Origin of the sequence: Hymenobacter lapidarius (genome assembly GCF_001816145.1) — a bacterium.
GTDB classification, from domain to species: Bacteria; Bacteroidota; Bacteroidia; order Cytophagales; family Hymenobacteraceae; genus Hymenobacter; species Hymenobacter lapidarius.
The window spans coordinates 128,903-143,714 of the sequence record NZ_MDZB01000153.1; the positions used below are offsets into that span (position 1 = coordinate 128,903).

Sequence of the window (14,812 nt, forward strand, 5' to 3'; positions counted from 1 at the left end):
CAACAAGCTGTTGTGCTCAATATATAGCCTGTTTAATGTTAGAACTGGCACTTGATAACAGCAAATCCCTTTATTTCTGGCTTTGCAATAGATTGAGGGCCTTTTGCAGAGCGGGGTCAGAAGCGGCATCCGAGCCCCTGGCGGAGGCTTCCGGGTCCAGGTAAACCGGCGGGCGGAAGGCTTCCCGGGGCTGCCCGTTGACGTGGAACAGGCGCTCGACGGGAATGCTGAAACCGATGCCGGAGTTGGGCAGCTTATAGGAATAGATGGCGCCGTTGAGCCGGGCCATTTCGGAGCCCACGACGGTGGCCCGGCCCAGCGCGTCGAAGCCAATGGCCAGGCCCTCGCCCATGCTGCCGGTCCAGCGGCCCACCAGCACCACCAGTGGGGCCGCGTAGCGCACGCCGCGCGGCCCCACCAGCTCCAGCCAGCTCCGGCGGGTTTGGGTTTGCGCCTCTTCCGGCAGCTCGTGGCGCTGGTACGGCGCCTCACTCTTAATGAAACGCCCCATGATGGCGCGGGCCACGGTGGTATTTCCGCCGCTGGGCGTTTCGCGCAGGTCTAAAATGAGGCCCTGGGTGTCGCCCAACGCCGTGAGAACGCTGTCGAAGGGGGCAATCAGGCCGTTATCAAACAAGCAGTTATTCACCTTGATATAGCCCACGGCGCCGATTCGGCGGACTTCCAGGCGCATGGGGTAGCGGATGTTTTCCAGCTGCATGCCCGCTTCGTCGGGGCGCGCAGTGAGGGTACTTCCCGCCGCCCGCAGGCTCCAGACGCGCGGCGTGCGGTGGTCGCCGGCCAGCAGCTGGAGCAGGCCAAAGTTGCGCGCGGCGGCATCGGCCTGGCGCAGGCCGCGGGGCAAAAACAGCTTGATGGCTTCCTCCACCGGCACTCCGTTAACGGCCGTGACCACCATGCCCGGCCGCACGCCGCTGCGCTCGGCCCCAAATGCGGGGCGCACCGCCCGCACCACGGCCCGGCTCCCGGCAAACTCGGCCCATACGTCGGTACCGGTGGGCACCAAGCGGCGCGAATCGGGGCGGTTGGTGCTCAGGCCGGCGTGGGGGTCATATAGTTCGGCCAGGGCGTTTTCGAGGAGCCGCACGAAAGCCCGGCGGGTATTCAGCGTGTCCAGCTGCGGCTGGTAGAGGGCGTGCACCTGCTCCCAGTCGGTTTGTTTTTGGGGAAAGTAGCAGTAGTTGGTGCGGACGGTGTTCCAGAAATAATTAAAATCAGCTTGGTACTGCTGGCGCGTGAGCGGCGGCTTTTGGGCAGCGGCCCGGCCGGGCAAAATCCAAGTTCCAATCAACCCGGCAAGTAGAACCAGAAGGTGTTTTTTCATGGCCGTAAAGAACGGGCGGCGGCCATCAACGGGGCAAAATTCCTGGCGGCTGGCGGCCGGAATCAAATCCATTCGTTTCGGGGTTAGGTTTGTTGATGAAGCACTTTCTACTACTCGCCCTGTGGCTGTGGCTGCCCGGGATGGCACGAGCCCTCGCACCACTGGAGCCCCTGCAGATTGCTGAGCAGTTTGTGGCCCCGGCCGGGTGGCCCAAAATGCGGGATTACCTCTGCTGCGAGGCCGCCGGCCAGGCCCGGCGCGAAACCCTGGGCCAGCGGATTCCGGCCCGGCTGCGGCGCGTGTGCCAGCTGGTGCGGCAAGGGCCCGCCACCGCCGTGGTAGCCGTGGAACTGCGCGATTCCGTGGACCGCCGGGATTTTTACCTGCACTTCGGCAAAGAGGCCGGTACCTGGAAGCTGCTCGCCATTCGCAACCTGGCCATGACGCATCTCGGGCCGCCTATGGTGGATATTCTCTCGAACATGCCCCCAGCCGAAGTGGCCGAATACGACCACAAACACCCCGATGCCAGCCACGCCTTCACGCTGGGCAACCTCCGGCTGTGGACCAGCGCCGATGCCGACATTGCTGCCCACTTCGCCCGCAACCGGACCGATTTCCAGCAGCTCCTGCGCCTGGTGCAAACGGGCCGGTACTTTGCCCCGGCCCAGCCCGCAGCCGCGCCCACCGGCGAGCAGGCCGCCAACGCCGACCCGGCCGTGCACGCTCTGCTCCGCAAGCTGTTTCTGGCCCAGGTGACGCGCCGCGAAACCAACTGCGCGAGCTGCCTGGAATTCGTCATCGGCGGCAAGGTGCGCAGCACGGTGGGCCTGCTATATCAGCCCACGGCCGCCCTGCTCCCCGCCATGCACCCCGACCACCTCATTGTCCTCAAGCCTCTGGGCGACGGCTGGTACCTGTACAAAACGGTTTGAGCCGCACGGCTACGGACCATGCCGCGGCTCAGGCTGGTACCTTTGTGGCCTTACTGCCCCGCCCCATGAAGCCACCGCTCCCCGCCCCGCCCCTCGAAAAAGACCAGCTGCACCCGCGCAACCCACACCGCGCACCCTACAATTTCCCGCAACTCAGCCAGGTCAGCCCCGAGCTGGCCGCCTTCGTGCAGCCCAACCAGTACGGCAACCTCTCCATAGATTTTGCCAACCCCGTCGCCGTGAAAGCCCTCAACCGGGCCCTGTTGCGGCAGTTCTACGGCATCGAGCACTGGGACATTCCCAAGGGCTACCTGTGCCCGCCCATCCCCGGCCGGCCGATTACGTGCACTACCTGGCCGATTTGCTGGCCGAAAGCAACGGCGGAATCCTGCCGCCCGGCGAAGAAATCACGGTGCTCGACGTGGGCGTGGGCGCCAACTGCATCTACCCCATCATTGGCCGGCGGGAATACGGCTGGCACTTTGTGGGCTCTGATGTAGACGGCGTGGCCGTGCGCGCCGCCCAGCAAATTGAGGCGGCCAACCCCGCCCTGGCCGGCGCCATCGAGTGCCGGCTGCAACCCGCCCGCACCCGCATTTTCGATGGCCTCATTCAGACCAGCGAGGTGTTTGACCTTACTATGTGCAACCCGCCGTTTCACGCCTCGGCGGCGGCGGCGGCGGCTGGCAGCCAGCGCAAAACCGCCAACCTGGGCACCGCCCGCGGCCCCCGCCCGGCCCTGAATTTTGGCGGTCAAAATAACGAGCTGTGGTGCGAAGGCGGCGAAGCGTCGTTTATCCGCCGCATGGTGCAGGAAAGCGGCCGGCGGCCCCGCTCCTGCTATTGGTACACGTCGCTGGTCTCTAAAAAAGAAACCCTGCCAGGCGTGTACCGGGCCCTGAAAACGGCTGGAGCTACTGATGTACGCACCATTGATATGGCCCAAGGCCAGAAAAAAAGCCGCCTCGTGGCCTGGACTTTCCTCACGCCCGCCCAGCAAGCCCGGTGGCAGGCGGAGCGGTGGGCAAGTATTCAGTAGCTTACCCAACGAACGCACCTTAATATTGCGTATCTTCGTAATAATCCACTCCTCTATTTTGTTCCTCTACTTGAATTGGAAGAAATAGATATAACGATTTAGCAGCACAAAACTATGGGTAGGTCACAAGAGACTTTTGGTAAAAAGGACAACGAGAAGAAGCGCGCGAAGAAGAAAACCGAGAAGGAAGAGCGCAAAGTTGAGCGCCAGGCAAACGCCAAGGCCGGCCAGCCGCTGGAAGAAATGTTTGCGTACGTGGACGAGGATGGCAACATCTCGGCCACGCCGCCCGACCCCAAGAAGAAGCGCATCATCAAGGACGAGGACATCCAGATTGGAGTGGCCCGCCGCACCGACGATGACGACGCCGACCCCGTGCGCAATGGTATCGTGAGCTTTTTCAACGATTCCAAAGGCTACGGTTTCATTAAAGACCAGCAGACCCAGGAGAGCATTTTCGTGCACGCCAACGGCCTAGCCGGTGGCCCCATTGGCGAAAACGACAAGGTGACGTTTGAGGTAGAAATGGGCCCCAAAGGCCCCAACGCCGTGCGCGTAAAGAAAGCCAGCGCGACGCCTCCACCCGCGCCGGCTGCCCCCGCGGCTCCCGCTGCCCCTGCCGAATAGCTCAGGCTAACCATTGCTGCAAAGAGGCTGACACTCCCGAAGTGTCAGCCTCTTTGCGTTTCGGCTACGAGGACGGGACTGGCGCTTTACAAGCGCGAGTTTAGCGCAACTCGTGCCAGGCATACGGGCGCGGCTGGCGGGCTGGGCACCGATTCCCAACGACGTTGGCGGCTGCTTTGCCTGCAGTGCCAGCTCTTTCGTAACCTTGCGTTTATGAAACAAATTTTCTTCTTCCTTCTATCGTTCGCTTTCGTTACCACGGGCTTTGCGCAGCCCAACAAAAGCGACATTCTGCTGCTGGGCACCTTTCACTTCAACAACCCGGGAGCCGACCTTGCCAAAGTCAAAACCTTCGACGTGATGACACCAAAGGTGCAGGCTGAGCTGGAGAATGTGGCCCAAAAAATCAGCGTTTTTCACCCCGATAAAATCTTCGTGGAATGGGCCTGGGATGAGCAGGCGGGGCTGGACGAGTTGTACAAAGCCTACCTCGGCGGCCAATACGAGCAGTACGTTACGACCAAGTACGACAAGAATCGCCACGACTTTTTCCTGAAAAACGAAATCATTCAACTGGCTTTTCGGGCGGGCAAAAAGACGAAACTGACCCGGATTCACGCGCTCGATTACCGCAAAATCCCTCTCCCGTTCGACAGCGTGATGAATGCCATGAAGGCAGCCAACCAAACGGCCCTGCTGCGGAAGGTGCAGGACGCCAGCAGCGAGCTGGAAGCGCGCCAGAACAAGAAAATTGAAACGTATACGCTCACCCAGCTGCTGCTGGACACCAACACGAAAGAAGAGCTGGCATTCAACAAATCCCTTTACATCGACATTCTCAACCGGGCGGGCAAAACCGACAATTTTGCGGGCGCTTTTCTGGTGTCGGAATGGTACCGCCGCAACCTCTACATGTACTCTCTGGTGCAGAAAAACATGACGGCGCCAGACGATAAGGCCCTGGTGCTGGTTGGCTCCGGCCACGCTGCCATGATGAAGGAATTCATCGAATCGGACCAGCAGTTCCGGTTGAAAGAGTTGAAAGACGTGCTGAAATAAGCCCCCCGTGGCTACCTGCAGCAACTGGGCTTCTGCGATGTCAAGCATCCCACCCAGCGCTTTGTAGCGCTATTTGAGGTGCACTTGTTGCTGCCTGTAACTACGTTGCCTCATTGACGCTATGCATAGCAAAACTGTAGCCTTCTTCCTGTTTTTTGCCCTTGCCGGCAGTACTGCTTACGGCCAAAGTGGCCCACGCGGTGCCAAGCCGGGCAGGCAGCTGCCCACGACCGCAGCCGTAGTCCCAAAGCCGGCTACTCAGGACGAGTTGTACCAGCAGGTGGCCAAACTCGACGCGGAAATGTTTGCCGCCTTCAACGCCCACGATGCGGACAAGCTCATGTCATACTTCGCCCCCAACGTGGAGTTTTACCACGACAAAGGCGGCCTTAGCAACTTCGCCCAAACCAAAGAAGGCTTCGCCCGCCTGTTTGCCCAAAGCCCCGACATCACCCGCACGCTGGTGCCGGGCACCCTGGAAGTGTACGCCGTGAAAGACTACGGGGCCATGCACATTGCCACCCAGCGTTTCTGCCACGTCGAAAACGGCCGCGACGACTGCGGCAACTCCAAGTTCGTGATGGTGTGGCAACAGCAAGGCGACTCCTGGAAAATCACCCGCGTCGTTAGCTACGACCACTAGCCAGCCCGAACGCTCATGCTATGTCCCGCAAAGACAATAAATACTAAAAAACCGCCGAAGCTTCAACCGCTTTTTAGTTTCTGCCACGAGGGTGGGGCTACATGTGAATCGCCCGGTTCTCCGTCGCAGTGGTCTCCCACTCGCCGATGACGATGCCGGTACGCTTGATTTCCTGCACGAAGGGGTCCCGGTCGGTGAACTGCTCGGGCGAAAAGGTGTGCGGCTCACTATTTGGCTGCTAGCTACTGCCGGCGCACTTCTGCGATGCGTGCAAATGGCAAGGCGAACAATCCGCGACGTAGACATACGCCAGCACGGGCCTGTTGTGATAGAACGAGTAGCCCATAAAGTAGCCTTCGGACCAAACCGACGCTGCCGGGTTGCTACGAGCCGGACCTGAACCGGTAACTCAGCGACACCAGTACCGCTCGGTTTTTCAACTCGCCGCGGAAGCTACCTATGGGCTGTGAAAAATGGGTGAGCGAAACCAAGCCTGCACTGGCTCGGAGGCCTAGCCCAAAACCAGCCGGCAGCCGCACACCTGCGCCTACGCACAGGCCCGCATCGAACCGCCGGTAGCGGTCGGTGGCCGGCCGGTCAAACGATACTTGGTACGCGCCCCCCAAGGTGCTTAGCGACTCGGTGCCACGCTCGTGCGCGGCCAGCAGAAAGCTGGCCTGGGGCCCGGCCTCCACGTATGTCGGGCCGAAGTTGGCGCGCAATAGCACCGGCAGATGCAAGTACGACAGGCCCAGACGGTAGCGGCTGTCGTAGTAGCCGTCCGATATGCTGTTGTCTTCCACTGCCAACTGCACCTGCTGCCGGCTGAACTGTAGTTCCGAATACAGCGCCAGACGCTTGGTTAGCCGCCGCTCGAAGCCCAGCCCCAAGTGGTAGCCTGGTTGCCCGTCCGCAGTGGCGCGGCGGTAACCATCATTTTGCTGGGTGGAGAGGGTGGCGAAGTTAGCGCCCGATTGGACGCTTAGTTGGGCCCGGGCGCTGCCGGCAGCCAGCAGCAAGAAGGTTAGGGCAGTGGCGATGCGGGTCATAAGGGTGTTCGTCGGATAAGTGGCGTGGCTGGGAGCCACCTACCTGACCGGCGGGCCCGTTCACGGGTTGCACAGGTCAGCAGGCTCGGGTGAAATAACCAGCTGGTCAGCTCCATTCATCCAATGGGCAATGTGGACGGCTTTGGTCATGTTGAAAGGTAAAGCAAAAAGCGGCGGCAGCTTCTGGGAGCTGCCGCCGCTTTTTGCGTGATGTTCAACGAAGCGGTAGAGATGCTTCGGCAGGCTCAGCATGACGTTCTTGGGACGTCAGCCACTCTCTACATGTGAATCGCCCGGTTCTCCGTAGCCGCCAGACACGCTTCTTTCATGGCCTCGGCGTAGGTGGGGTGCGAGTGGCTCATGCGGGCCACGTCCTCGGCGGAGGCGCGGAACTCCATGGCCGTCACGGCCTCGGCGATGAGGTCGGCGATGCGCGGGCCAATCATGTGGACGCCCAGAATTTCGTCGGTCACTTTATCGGCCAGCACCTTCACGAAGCCGTCGGTGTCGCCGCTGGCGCGGGCCCGGCCGCTGGCTTTGAAGGGGAAGGAGCCCACTTTGTAGGCCTTGCCCTGCTCCTTGAGCTGCTCTTCGGTGTAGCCCACGCCCGCCACTTCGGGCCAGGTGTACACCACGCCGGGGATGAGCAGGTAGTTGATGTGGGGCTTCTGGCCCACGATGGTTTCGGCCACGAACACGCCTTCTTCCTCGGCCTTGTGGGCCAGCATGGCCCCGCGCACCACGTCGCCGATGGCGTAGATGCCGGGCACGTTAGTTTGCAGGTGGGCATCGACCTTGATGCGGCCGCGCTCTTCCATTTCGATGCCGGCGGCTTCGAGGTTGAGGCCGGCGGTGTAGGGCGCGCGGCCCACGGCCACCAGGCAGTAGTCGCCTTCAAACTTCACCTCCTCCCCTTTCGGGTTGGTGGCGGTCACGGTCACGGTGTCGCCCTCGCGGGTGGCGCCGGTCACTTTGTGGCTGAAGAAAAATTCGATGCCGATTTTGCCCAGCACGCGCTTCAGTTCCTTGCCCAGGCCGCGGTCCATGGTCGGGATGATGCTGTCCATGAACTCCACCACCGACACCTTGGCGCCGAGGCGGGCGTAGATGGAGGCCATTTCGAGGCCAATTACGCCGCCGCCAATCACCACCATGTGCTTGGGCACCTCGCGGATGTTCAAGGCCTCGGTGCTGGTGATGATGCGCTCCTTGTCCTGGGCAATGAACGGCAGCACCGTGGGCTTGGAGCCGGTGGCGATGATGACGTTCTTGGTTTCGATGGTCTGCGCTTCGCCGCCGGCCGTGGGCGCGATGCTGATGTGGGTTTTGTCCACGAACGAGCCGAGGCCGGTGAGCACGTCGATTTTGTTCTTTTTCATCAGATAGGCAATGCCGTCCACGTTGGCTTTCACCACGCCGGCCTTGCGGTCTATCATCTGGTTCATGTTCACCCGCAGGTTGTCGAGCTCCACGCCGTGCTCCTTGAACACCGAATGGGCGTTGTGGTAGTGCTCGGAAGAATCGAGCAGGGCCTTGCTGGGGATGCAGCCCACGTTGAGGCAGGTGCCGCCCAGGGTGGGGTATTTCTCGATGAGGGCGGTTTTGAGGCCGAGCTGGGCGCAACGGATGGCGGCCACGTAGCCCCCTGGGCCGGAGCCGATGACGGTGACGTCGTATTGATTCATAGAGCCGAATGTTCGGTGAAGGTTCGCCCCGCGAAGGTACGCCTGTCATGCTGACGAAGGAAGCATCTTATCACGTCCCACCTGTCATGTTGAGCCTGCGAAGCATCCTCTCACCGCGCAACGAATCGTGGTGGCGTGAGAGAATGCTTCGCAGGCTCAACATGACAGGTGGCAGCATGACAGTTCCTATTCCACCAGTACGCCGATGTAATAGTTGAAGGTATCGACCTCCAGGTTCTCCCTGGTGGCGCCGGCTAACTCCTTAATCACCGCAAATTTGGTGGTGAGCGGAATCAACTGGTAGTCGCCGCCCTTCAGCCGCAGGCGCACGGGCATGTCAAAATCAGGTACTTCCGATACCCAGCGGGCCAGTGTTTTGCCGTCTTCCAAGCGCACTTCCAATGTGGGCAGGCTGCGGTGGCGCAGGCACTGGTCGAATATTTTGGTGAGGTCCTGGCCGCTTTCGCGGTTGAAATAGTCGATGACCTGCTGGCCGGTCACGGTCTGGTGGTAGAAAGTTGATGAGAGCCCGCGCAGCAGCTGGCGCCACTTCGCGTCGTCGTTGATGACCGTTCGCAGCATGTTGAGCAGGTTGCTGCCCTTGTCGTACATATCGCCGGAACCTTCCTGGTTCACGCCGTAGGGGCCTATAATAGGCGAGTCGTTCTGAATGTTACGGCGCTGGCCGTGGATGTATTCCTGGCCGGCCGGCTTGCCAAACTGGCTTTCCACAAACAGGGCTTCGGAGTAGGTGGTGAAGGCCTCGTGCACCCACATATCGGCAATGTCCTTGGTGGTAATGTTGTTGCCGAACCACTCGTGGCCGCTTTCGTGGATGATGATGAAGTCCCACTTCGTGCCCCAGCCGGTGTTGCTGCGGTCGCGGCCCAGGTAGCCGTTCTGGTATTTGTTGCCGTAGGCCACGGCGCTCTGGTGCTCCATGCCCAGGTGCGGGGCGTCCACCAGCTTGTAGCCGTCCTGGTACCACGGGTAGGGGCCAAACCAGTATTCCATGGATTTGAGCATGGGTTTCACGTTGGCGGCAAACTGGGTTTTGGCTTTGGCCAGGTTCTCGGGCAGCACCCAGTAGTCGAGCGTGAGCAAGCCTTTCTCGCCGGCGTAGCTATCAGAAAAGTGCTGGTAGTCGCCCACGTTCAGGGCCACGTCGTAGTTGTTGATGGGGTTGCGCACGGCCCAGTCGAAGCGGGTGTAGCCGCCCTTGAGCTTGGTAACTTTGCGCAAGCGGCCGTTGGAAATATTTTTCAGGCCATTTGGCACGCTCACGCTGATGAGCATCGAGTCCACTTCATCGGCCTGCTGGTCTTTGGTGGGCCACCAAATGCTGGCGCCAGTGCCCTGGCAGGCCGTAGCCACCCAGGGCTTGCCCGCGGCGTCCTTTGTAAACACCATGCCGCCATCCCAGGGGGCCTTTTTGGCCACGATGGGGTTGCCGGAATACTGCACCGTGAATTCATCGCGGCTGCCTTTGGCAATGGGCTGAGGGAAAGTCACAAACACCGCATTGGCCTCGCGGGTGAAGGGCACTTCCTTGCCCTTATAGAGCACCTTTTCCACCTGCAGGTTGGCAAACAGGTCGAATTGCAGCTGGGTGAAATCCTGCGTGGCCGAGAACCGAAACAGGTTGGAGCCGCTGATAAACCGCTTGGCGGGGTCCAGCTTCACGTCGAGGTGGTAGTAATTGAGGTTGTAGCAGGTGCGCAGCGGCGAGGTGAGGCTGCCGCGCAGGGAGTCGGCGCGGGAGAAAGCGGGCTTGGGCTGCAGGAGCTGCGCCGCAGCCGGGTGGGCCAAGCCAAGCAGCAGGAGCAGCGCCAGAAACAAATTGTCTTTCATTACGCAAAGCAACAACGAACCGGTGCAAATAGAGTCCCCGCGCTTGCCATGACCCTCATAAATGGCATAACCGTGCCGCCCCAACTACCGGGCGTAATTTTACAGTCTTCTTACCTGCTTTCATGCCGAATTCTCATCCTGCCACCGCGCCTTCGCGACTGGCGCTGCTGCTGGCTTTTGCCGCTGTTTACCTCATTTGGGGCTCCACATATTTGGTCATGAAATTTGCCGTGGCCAGCATTCCGCCGCTGCTCATGGCGGGCACCCGCTACGGCCTGGCGGGCGGGCTGCTCTACGCCGCCATGCGCCTGCGGGGCGAGCCCCGGCCCACCTGGCGGGGCTGGGGCCACGGCCTGCTGATTGGCATCTGCCTGCTGGGCTTCGGCAACGGCGGCACCACGTTTGGCGTGCTATATCTGCCTAGTGGCACCACCTCACTGCTGGTGGCCACGGTGCCCATGTTTCTGGCGCTGCTGGGCTGGCTGAGCGGCATCACGCCGCGGCCCACGCGCTGGGTGTCGCTGGGCCTGGGGGCGGGCCTGGGGGGCATGTATCTGCTGGCCGCGCACCCCAGTTCAGCCGGCGTGCCGCGGCCGGGGCATCCCGAAATCGGCGTTACGCTGGTGCTGCTGGCGGCGGTGATGTGGTCGGTGGGTTCGCTGTATTCCAAGAAGCACCAGCCCGCCTCCTCCCCTTTCCTCTCCGGCGGCATGCAGATGATTTGCGGTGGCGTGGCCATGCTGATTCTGGGCCTGCTGCGGGGCGAAGCCATCGGCTTTGAGTTTGCCCAAGTCACCACCAAGTCGTGGATGGCGTACGCCTATCTGGTCACGTTTGGCTCCATTGTGGCATTCACGGCCTACATCTGGCTGCTGCGCGTGGTGGAGCCCGCTCTGGCCGGCACGTACGCCTTCGTCAATCCGGTGGTGGCCGTGCTGCTGGGTTGGGCGTTTGCCGGAGAGGTGCTCAATTTTCAGATGCTGAGCGGCGCGGCCCTCATCGTGCTGGCCGTGGTGCTGGTGGTACTGGGCGGCCGGCGAAAGATCAAAGTGGCCACGGCCGCCCCCAAAATGGCGGCCGGGTCCTGATTCCGATACCGGGCTTCACGTCCCGACCGTACCGATTATCATCTTTGCCTCTCCAGCGGCACCACCACTAGCTTCTCAATGGCCCTCCTCCCCCTCCCCGACCTGCAGATCGAAGCCGACATCGTGAGGCTGGTCGATACTTTCTATGCCCGCGTGAACGAAGACGCGCTGCTGCGCCCCACCTTCAACGACGTGGCGCAGGTGAACTGGGCCGCCCACCTGCCCACCATGTACGACTTTTGGAGCAGCGTGCTGCTGGGCACCAGCCGCTACAAAGGCCGGCCCATGGCCTAGCACTTCCCACTGCCCATCGGGGCGGCGCACTTTCAGCAGTGGCTGGCGCTGTTCCGGGCCAGCGTAGACGAGCTGTTTGCGGACCCCAGGGCCGAAGAGGCCAAAGCCAAAGCCCAGAGCATCGGAGCCATGTTTGAGCATCGCATGAATCCCGGCCCGCTGTCCTTGCTATAGCAACCGGCTGCCTACAGCGGCCGCCACTCGCCGTGCGCCGGCCGCTGCCCGCTCAGTAGGGCAGCACCGCCGGCCATCACCAGCGCGTCTTCGCCCACGCCAACCAGCGCCACAGGCACGCCCGATTCTTCGCTGATGCCCGTGCGCAGCGCATAGCTCACAAAAGTGGCCGCTATGGCCGTCAGTCCGCCCAATACCCCGCCGCTCAGGGCGCTGCCGTGGCGGGCGCGGTACCAGACCGCGCCCACCAAAGCCCCCGACAGCAGCCGCCCCAGCAGCACCGGCGGGGCCGTGCGGTCGGGCGTGGTGGGCAGCTTGTCGGCAACCAATTCGCCGGCCGCCAGCACCTTGAGCACGGTGGCAGTAGCCGGCTTTTGCATAAAACGCAGCCGCGACCCGGCCAGGCCGGCATGGGGCTGCCGCGAGAGGTAGTGGCTCAGAAAGGCCGGGGCGCTCATGCTCCGCATGCCCGCCAGGGTGGCAAAACCGACAACAGGCCAGAATTTAGCCGGGCGATGCATTTTCTTGGATTGTTTCATAGCGAAAAATAGTGAGTGTTGTTAAACAGAAGGAGTCGCGTTTAAGCCGCGAAATTCCGCAAAAAAGAGGCCGGCAATTACGGCCGGCCGCTTCTTCAGAATGAAGCTGTTTGGAAAATCAGAAAGTCTGTCATCCTGATTTTGGCTTATTTACCGCCGGCCAGCTCGGGCCGGAGCGAGTACTCGTGCTGGAGCGGGGGCTTGCGCGGGGCCAGGTCGCGCAGGTACTGCAAGTCCATGATGCTGAAGCCCACTTTGGAGAAGAACGGCACCACCACAAACAGCAGGGTTTCGGTGGTCTGACTCAGAAAGCCGATGCCCGAGGGCCCCAGTGCCCAAATGGTGGGGTAGCTGAACCAGAGAAACGTCAGGAAACTCACCAGCTTGGTGTAGATGCTCCCCAGCTCGGCGTCGCTGTCGGCCGCGATGCGGCGCAGCGGCACCCACACCACGTACAGCACGGCCAAAAACGCGCCCACGCCGCACAGAAACCACAGCAGCCGGGCGTTGCTCGACTCCGATAAATCAGCAAACAGCCCGCAAAGTATCATCACCACATCGGCCGCCACCAAGCCGAAGAGCAGGGTTTTGCTGCGCTCGTCTTTGGGCACGTAGAACATGGCCGTGAACGCCAGCGCCAGCAGCAGCAGCGGCGTGCTCACCACCCAGTCCATGTAGCGGGCGTAGTGCGTCACCTGCCCCGCCACCTCGGTTTTGCCCTGTCCCAGCGCCATGCCCATATACGCCAGCGCCGACCAGATGGGAATCATCATGGCGATGCTGTATTCGTATTGCGGCACGCCCTTGGGGTTGCGGCTCCAGGCCCAGAACAGCAGCGCGCCGCCTATCATCGAGCCCACATAAAGCCAGTGGAGTAAGGTTTGGGTTTCCATAAAGGGAGACAGTAAGTAGAGGTATGGTTGAACCATTCTACTTTATTGGCGCATTTTAAGTTGGTTTTAATGTCGGGCCACAGACACCCCAATCACCCAAAAAACCGGCCTCTGTTGAGCAGAGGCCGGTTTTTTGCAATCTTTTTTTCGCTACACCCTACACCCCGAACATCATGCGGGTGGGGTCTTCGAGCAGCTCCTTCACGCGCACCAGGAACGAAACCGACTCGCGGCCGTCGATAATGCGGTGGTCGTAGCTCAGGGCCAGGTACATCATGGGCCGAATCACCACCTGCCCGTTCTCGGCAATGGGGCGCTGAATGATGTTGTGCATGCCCAGAATGGCCGACTGCGGCGCATTGATGATGGGGGTGCTGAGCATGGAGCCGAACACGCCGCCGTTGGTGAGCGTGAACGTGCCGCCCGTCATCTGCTCAATGGTGAGCTTGTTGTCGCGGGCCAGGCCAGCCAAGCGCACCACTTCTTTCTCAATGCCCTCGAAGCTCAGCTGCTCGGCATTGCGAATCACGGGCACCACCAGCCCTTTCGGGGCCGATACGGCGATGCTGATGTCGCAGAAATCGTTGAACACGATGTCGGTGCCGTCTATCTGCGCATTAACGCTCGGCCACTCTTTCAGGGCCACGCACACGGCCTTGGTGAAGAAGGACATGAAGCCCAGGCCCACGCCGTTTTTGGCCTTGAACTGGTCCTTGAACTTGTTGCGCAGGTCCATGATGGGCTGCATATTCACCTCGTTGAAGGTGGTGAGCATGGCCGTTTCGTTCTTCACCGTTACCAGGCGGCGGGCCACCGTCTTGCGCAGGTTTGACATCCGCTCGCGGCGCTGGTTGCGGTCGCCGCTGGCGGCCGGAGCACTGCTGGCCGCAGCTGGTGCAGTCGGGGCCGCTGCCGGGGCCGCTGCCTGGGGAGCGGGCGCCGCCGGTTTGGCCTGCGCATTCTGCGCGTCTTCCTTGGTAATGCGTCCGTCGCGGCCCGTGCCGGCCACGTCGGTAGCCGCAATGCCTTTCTCGCCAAGAATCTTGCCGGCGGCCGGCGAAGGCACGCCGGTGGCATACGTGGCCGCGCCACTGCTGGCCGCGGCGAAGCCAACGCCGCAACCGGAGCCGCCTGGGCGGCGGCCGGAGTCGCTGCCGCCGGGGCCGCGCCCGCGCCACTGCCGCCCTCAATGCGCGCAATGATGGTGCCGATGGCAATGGTTTCGCCTTCTTTCACGGCATGGCGCAGCGTGCCACTGGCTTCAGCCGGCAGCTCAAACGTGGCCTTGTCCGACTCCAGCTCGGCAATCACCTCGTCGCGGCTCACCTGGGCACCGTCTTCCTTGAGCCATTTGGCCACGGTTACTTCGGTGATGGACTCGCCCACGGTGGGGATTTTCATTTCAACGGTTCCACCGCCGCCACCGGCGGGTGCACCCGCCGCAGCCGGCGCCCCGGGCGTGGCCGGGTCCTTGCTCTCGTTGCCGGCCGCGCGCCACCATAGCCAGCCTGGTTGCTGGCTTCGGGGTTTTCTTCGCCTTTGGAAACGGGGTCGGAAACCGAAGCCGCCGGAGCCGCCGCCGGAGCCGCCG

The 14,812-nt window shown here is 61.8% G+C and carries 14 protein-coding genes and 2 pseudogenes; 7 read left to right on the forward strand and 9 right to left on the reverse strand.

All coding sequences use genetic code 11. From position 1 onward, the window contains the following. Positions 1 to 70 precede the first annotated feature (70 nt). Entirely contained in the window at positions 71 to 1,345 is a 1,275-nt protein-coding gene (locus BEN47_RS18060; RefSeq protein ID WP_158011091.1) for a S41 family peptidase, read from the reverse strand. 95 nt (positions 1,346 to 1,440) lie between these two features. Here BEN47_RS18060 and BEN47_RS18065 point away from each other — a divergent pair, with 95 nt between their 5' ends. From BEN47_RS18065 to BEN47_RS18085, 5 genes and pseudogenes are all read left to right on the forward strand, one after another. Beyond that, positions 1,441 to 2,280 carry a hypothetical protein gene (locus BEN47_RS18065; RefSeq protein WP_070730427.1) on the forward strand — a complete coding sequence of 280 codons (840 nt, stop codon included), beginning with the start codon at positions 1,441 to 1,443 and terminating at the stop codon, positions 2,278 to 2,280. A 65-nt stretch (positions 2,281 to 2,345) separates the two neighbouring features. After that, positions 2,346 to 3,319: pseudogene (rlmF, locus tag BEN47_RS18070) on the forward strand (23S rRNA (adenine(1618)-N(6))-methyltransferase RlmF). Positions 3,320 to 3,433: 114 nt separating this feature from the next. Then, positions 3,434 to 3,946, forward strand: coding sequence for a cold-shock protein (locus tag BEN47_RS18075; protein WP_070730429.1), 513 nt, complete (start codon positions 3,434 to 3,436; stop codon positions 3,944 to 3,946). Positions 3,947 to 4,159: 213 nt separating this feature from the next. Beyond that, a complete protein-coding gene (locus BEN47_RS18080) occupies positions 4,160 to 5,005 on the forward strand; it encodes a DUF5694 domain-containing protein (protein ID WP_070730430.1) in 846 nt (281 codons plus the stop codon). 121 nt (positions 5,006 to 5,126) lie between these two features. After that, positions 5,127 to 5,648 (forward strand): nuclear transport factor 2 family protein, encoded by a 522-nt coding sequence (locus BEN47_RS18085; RefSeq protein WP_083322564.1) that lies wholly within the window; start codon positions 5,127 to 5,129, stop codon positions 5,646 to 5,648. Positions 5,649 to 6,031: 383 nt separating this feature from the next. On the opposite strand, the gene BEN47_RS18090 is transcribed toward BEN47_RS18085, so the two are convergent. The 4 genes from BEN47_RS18090 to BEN47_RS18100 all read right to left on the reverse strand — a co-directional run bounded on the left by BEN47_RS18090 (position 6,032) and on the right by BEN47_RS18100 (position 10,233). Further along, positions 6,032 to 6,697 carry a porin family protein gene (locus BEN47_RS18090; protein WP_070730432.1) on the reverse strand — a complete coding sequence of 222 codons (666 nt, stop codon included), beginning with the start codon at positions 6,695 to 6,697 and terminating at the stop codon, positions 6,032 to 6,034. A gap of 60 nt (positions 6,698 to 6,757) precedes the next feature. After that, positions 6,758 to 6,949 (reverse strand): hypothetical protein, encoded by a 192-nt coding sequence (locus BEN47_RS21160; protein ID WP_125921798.1) that lies wholly within the window; start codon positions 6,947 to 6,949, stop codon positions 6,758 to 6,760. 26 nt (positions 6,950 to 6,975) lie between these two features. Beyond that, the gene (lpdA, locus tag BEN47_RS18095) at positions 6,976 to 8,382 is read right to left on the reverse strand and encodes a dihydrolipoyl dehydrogenase (RefSeq protein WP_070730434.1); all 1,407 of its coding nucleotides are present in this window, start codon (positions 8,380 to 8,382) and stop codon (positions 6,976 to 6,978) included. A gap of 186 nt (positions 8,383 to 8,568) precedes the next feature. Further along, entirely contained in the window at positions 8,569 to 10,233 is a 1,665-nt protein-coding gene (locus tag BEN47_RS18100; protein ID WP_070730436.1) for a M1 family metallopeptidase, read from the reverse strand. Positions 10,234 to 10,355: 122 nt separating this feature from the next. Here BEN47_RS18100 and BEN47_RS18105 point away from each other — a divergent pair, with 122 nt between their 5' ends. Beyond that, complete coding sequence (locus BEN47_RS18105; protein WP_070730439.1) at positions 10,356 to 11,321, forward strand: EamA family transporter; 966 nt, start codon at positions 10,356 to 10,358, stop codon at positions 11,319 to 11,321. A 78-nt stretch (positions 11,322 to 11,399) separates the two neighbouring features. Then, positions 11,400 to 11,615, forward strand: coding sequence for a group III truncated hemoglobin (locus tag BEN47_RS22335; protein WP_239691656.1), 216 nt, complete (start codon positions 11,400 to 11,402; stop codon positions 11,613 to 11,615). A gap of 185 nt (positions 11,616 to 11,800) precedes the next feature. Here BEN47_RS22335 and BEN47_RS18115 read toward each other — a convergent pair whose 3' ends face one another. From BEN47_RS18115 to BEN47_RS21835, 4 genes and pseudogenes are all read right to left on the reverse strand, one after another. Further along, a complete protein-coding gene (locus tag BEN47_RS18115; RefSeq protein WP_083322565.1) occupies positions 11,801 to 12,328 on the reverse strand; it encodes a DUF4126 family protein in 528 nt (175 codons plus the stop codon). A gap of 146 nt (positions 12,329 to 12,474) precedes the next feature. Then, on the reverse strand, positions 12,475 to 13,221 hold the full coding sequence (locus tag BEN47_RS18120) for a bacteriorhodopsin (RefSeq protein ID WP_070730440.1): 747 nt from the start codon (positions 13,219 to 13,221) through the stop codon (positions 12,475 to 12,477). Positions 13,222 to 13,378: 157 nt separating this feature from the next. Then, positions 13,379 to 14,709, reverse strand: a pseudogene (gene odhB / locus BEN47_RS18125) (2-oxoglutarate dehydrogenase complex dihydrolipoyllysine-residue succinyltransferase); the annotation flags it as partial. Continuing rightward, positions 14,619 to 14,812: hypothetical protein (locus BEN47_RS21835; RefSeq protein WP_204378344.1), on the reverse strand; the 194-nt coding region annotated here is incomplete at its 5' end. The gene BEN47_RS21835 and the pseudogene odhB, both read right to left, overlap by 91 nt.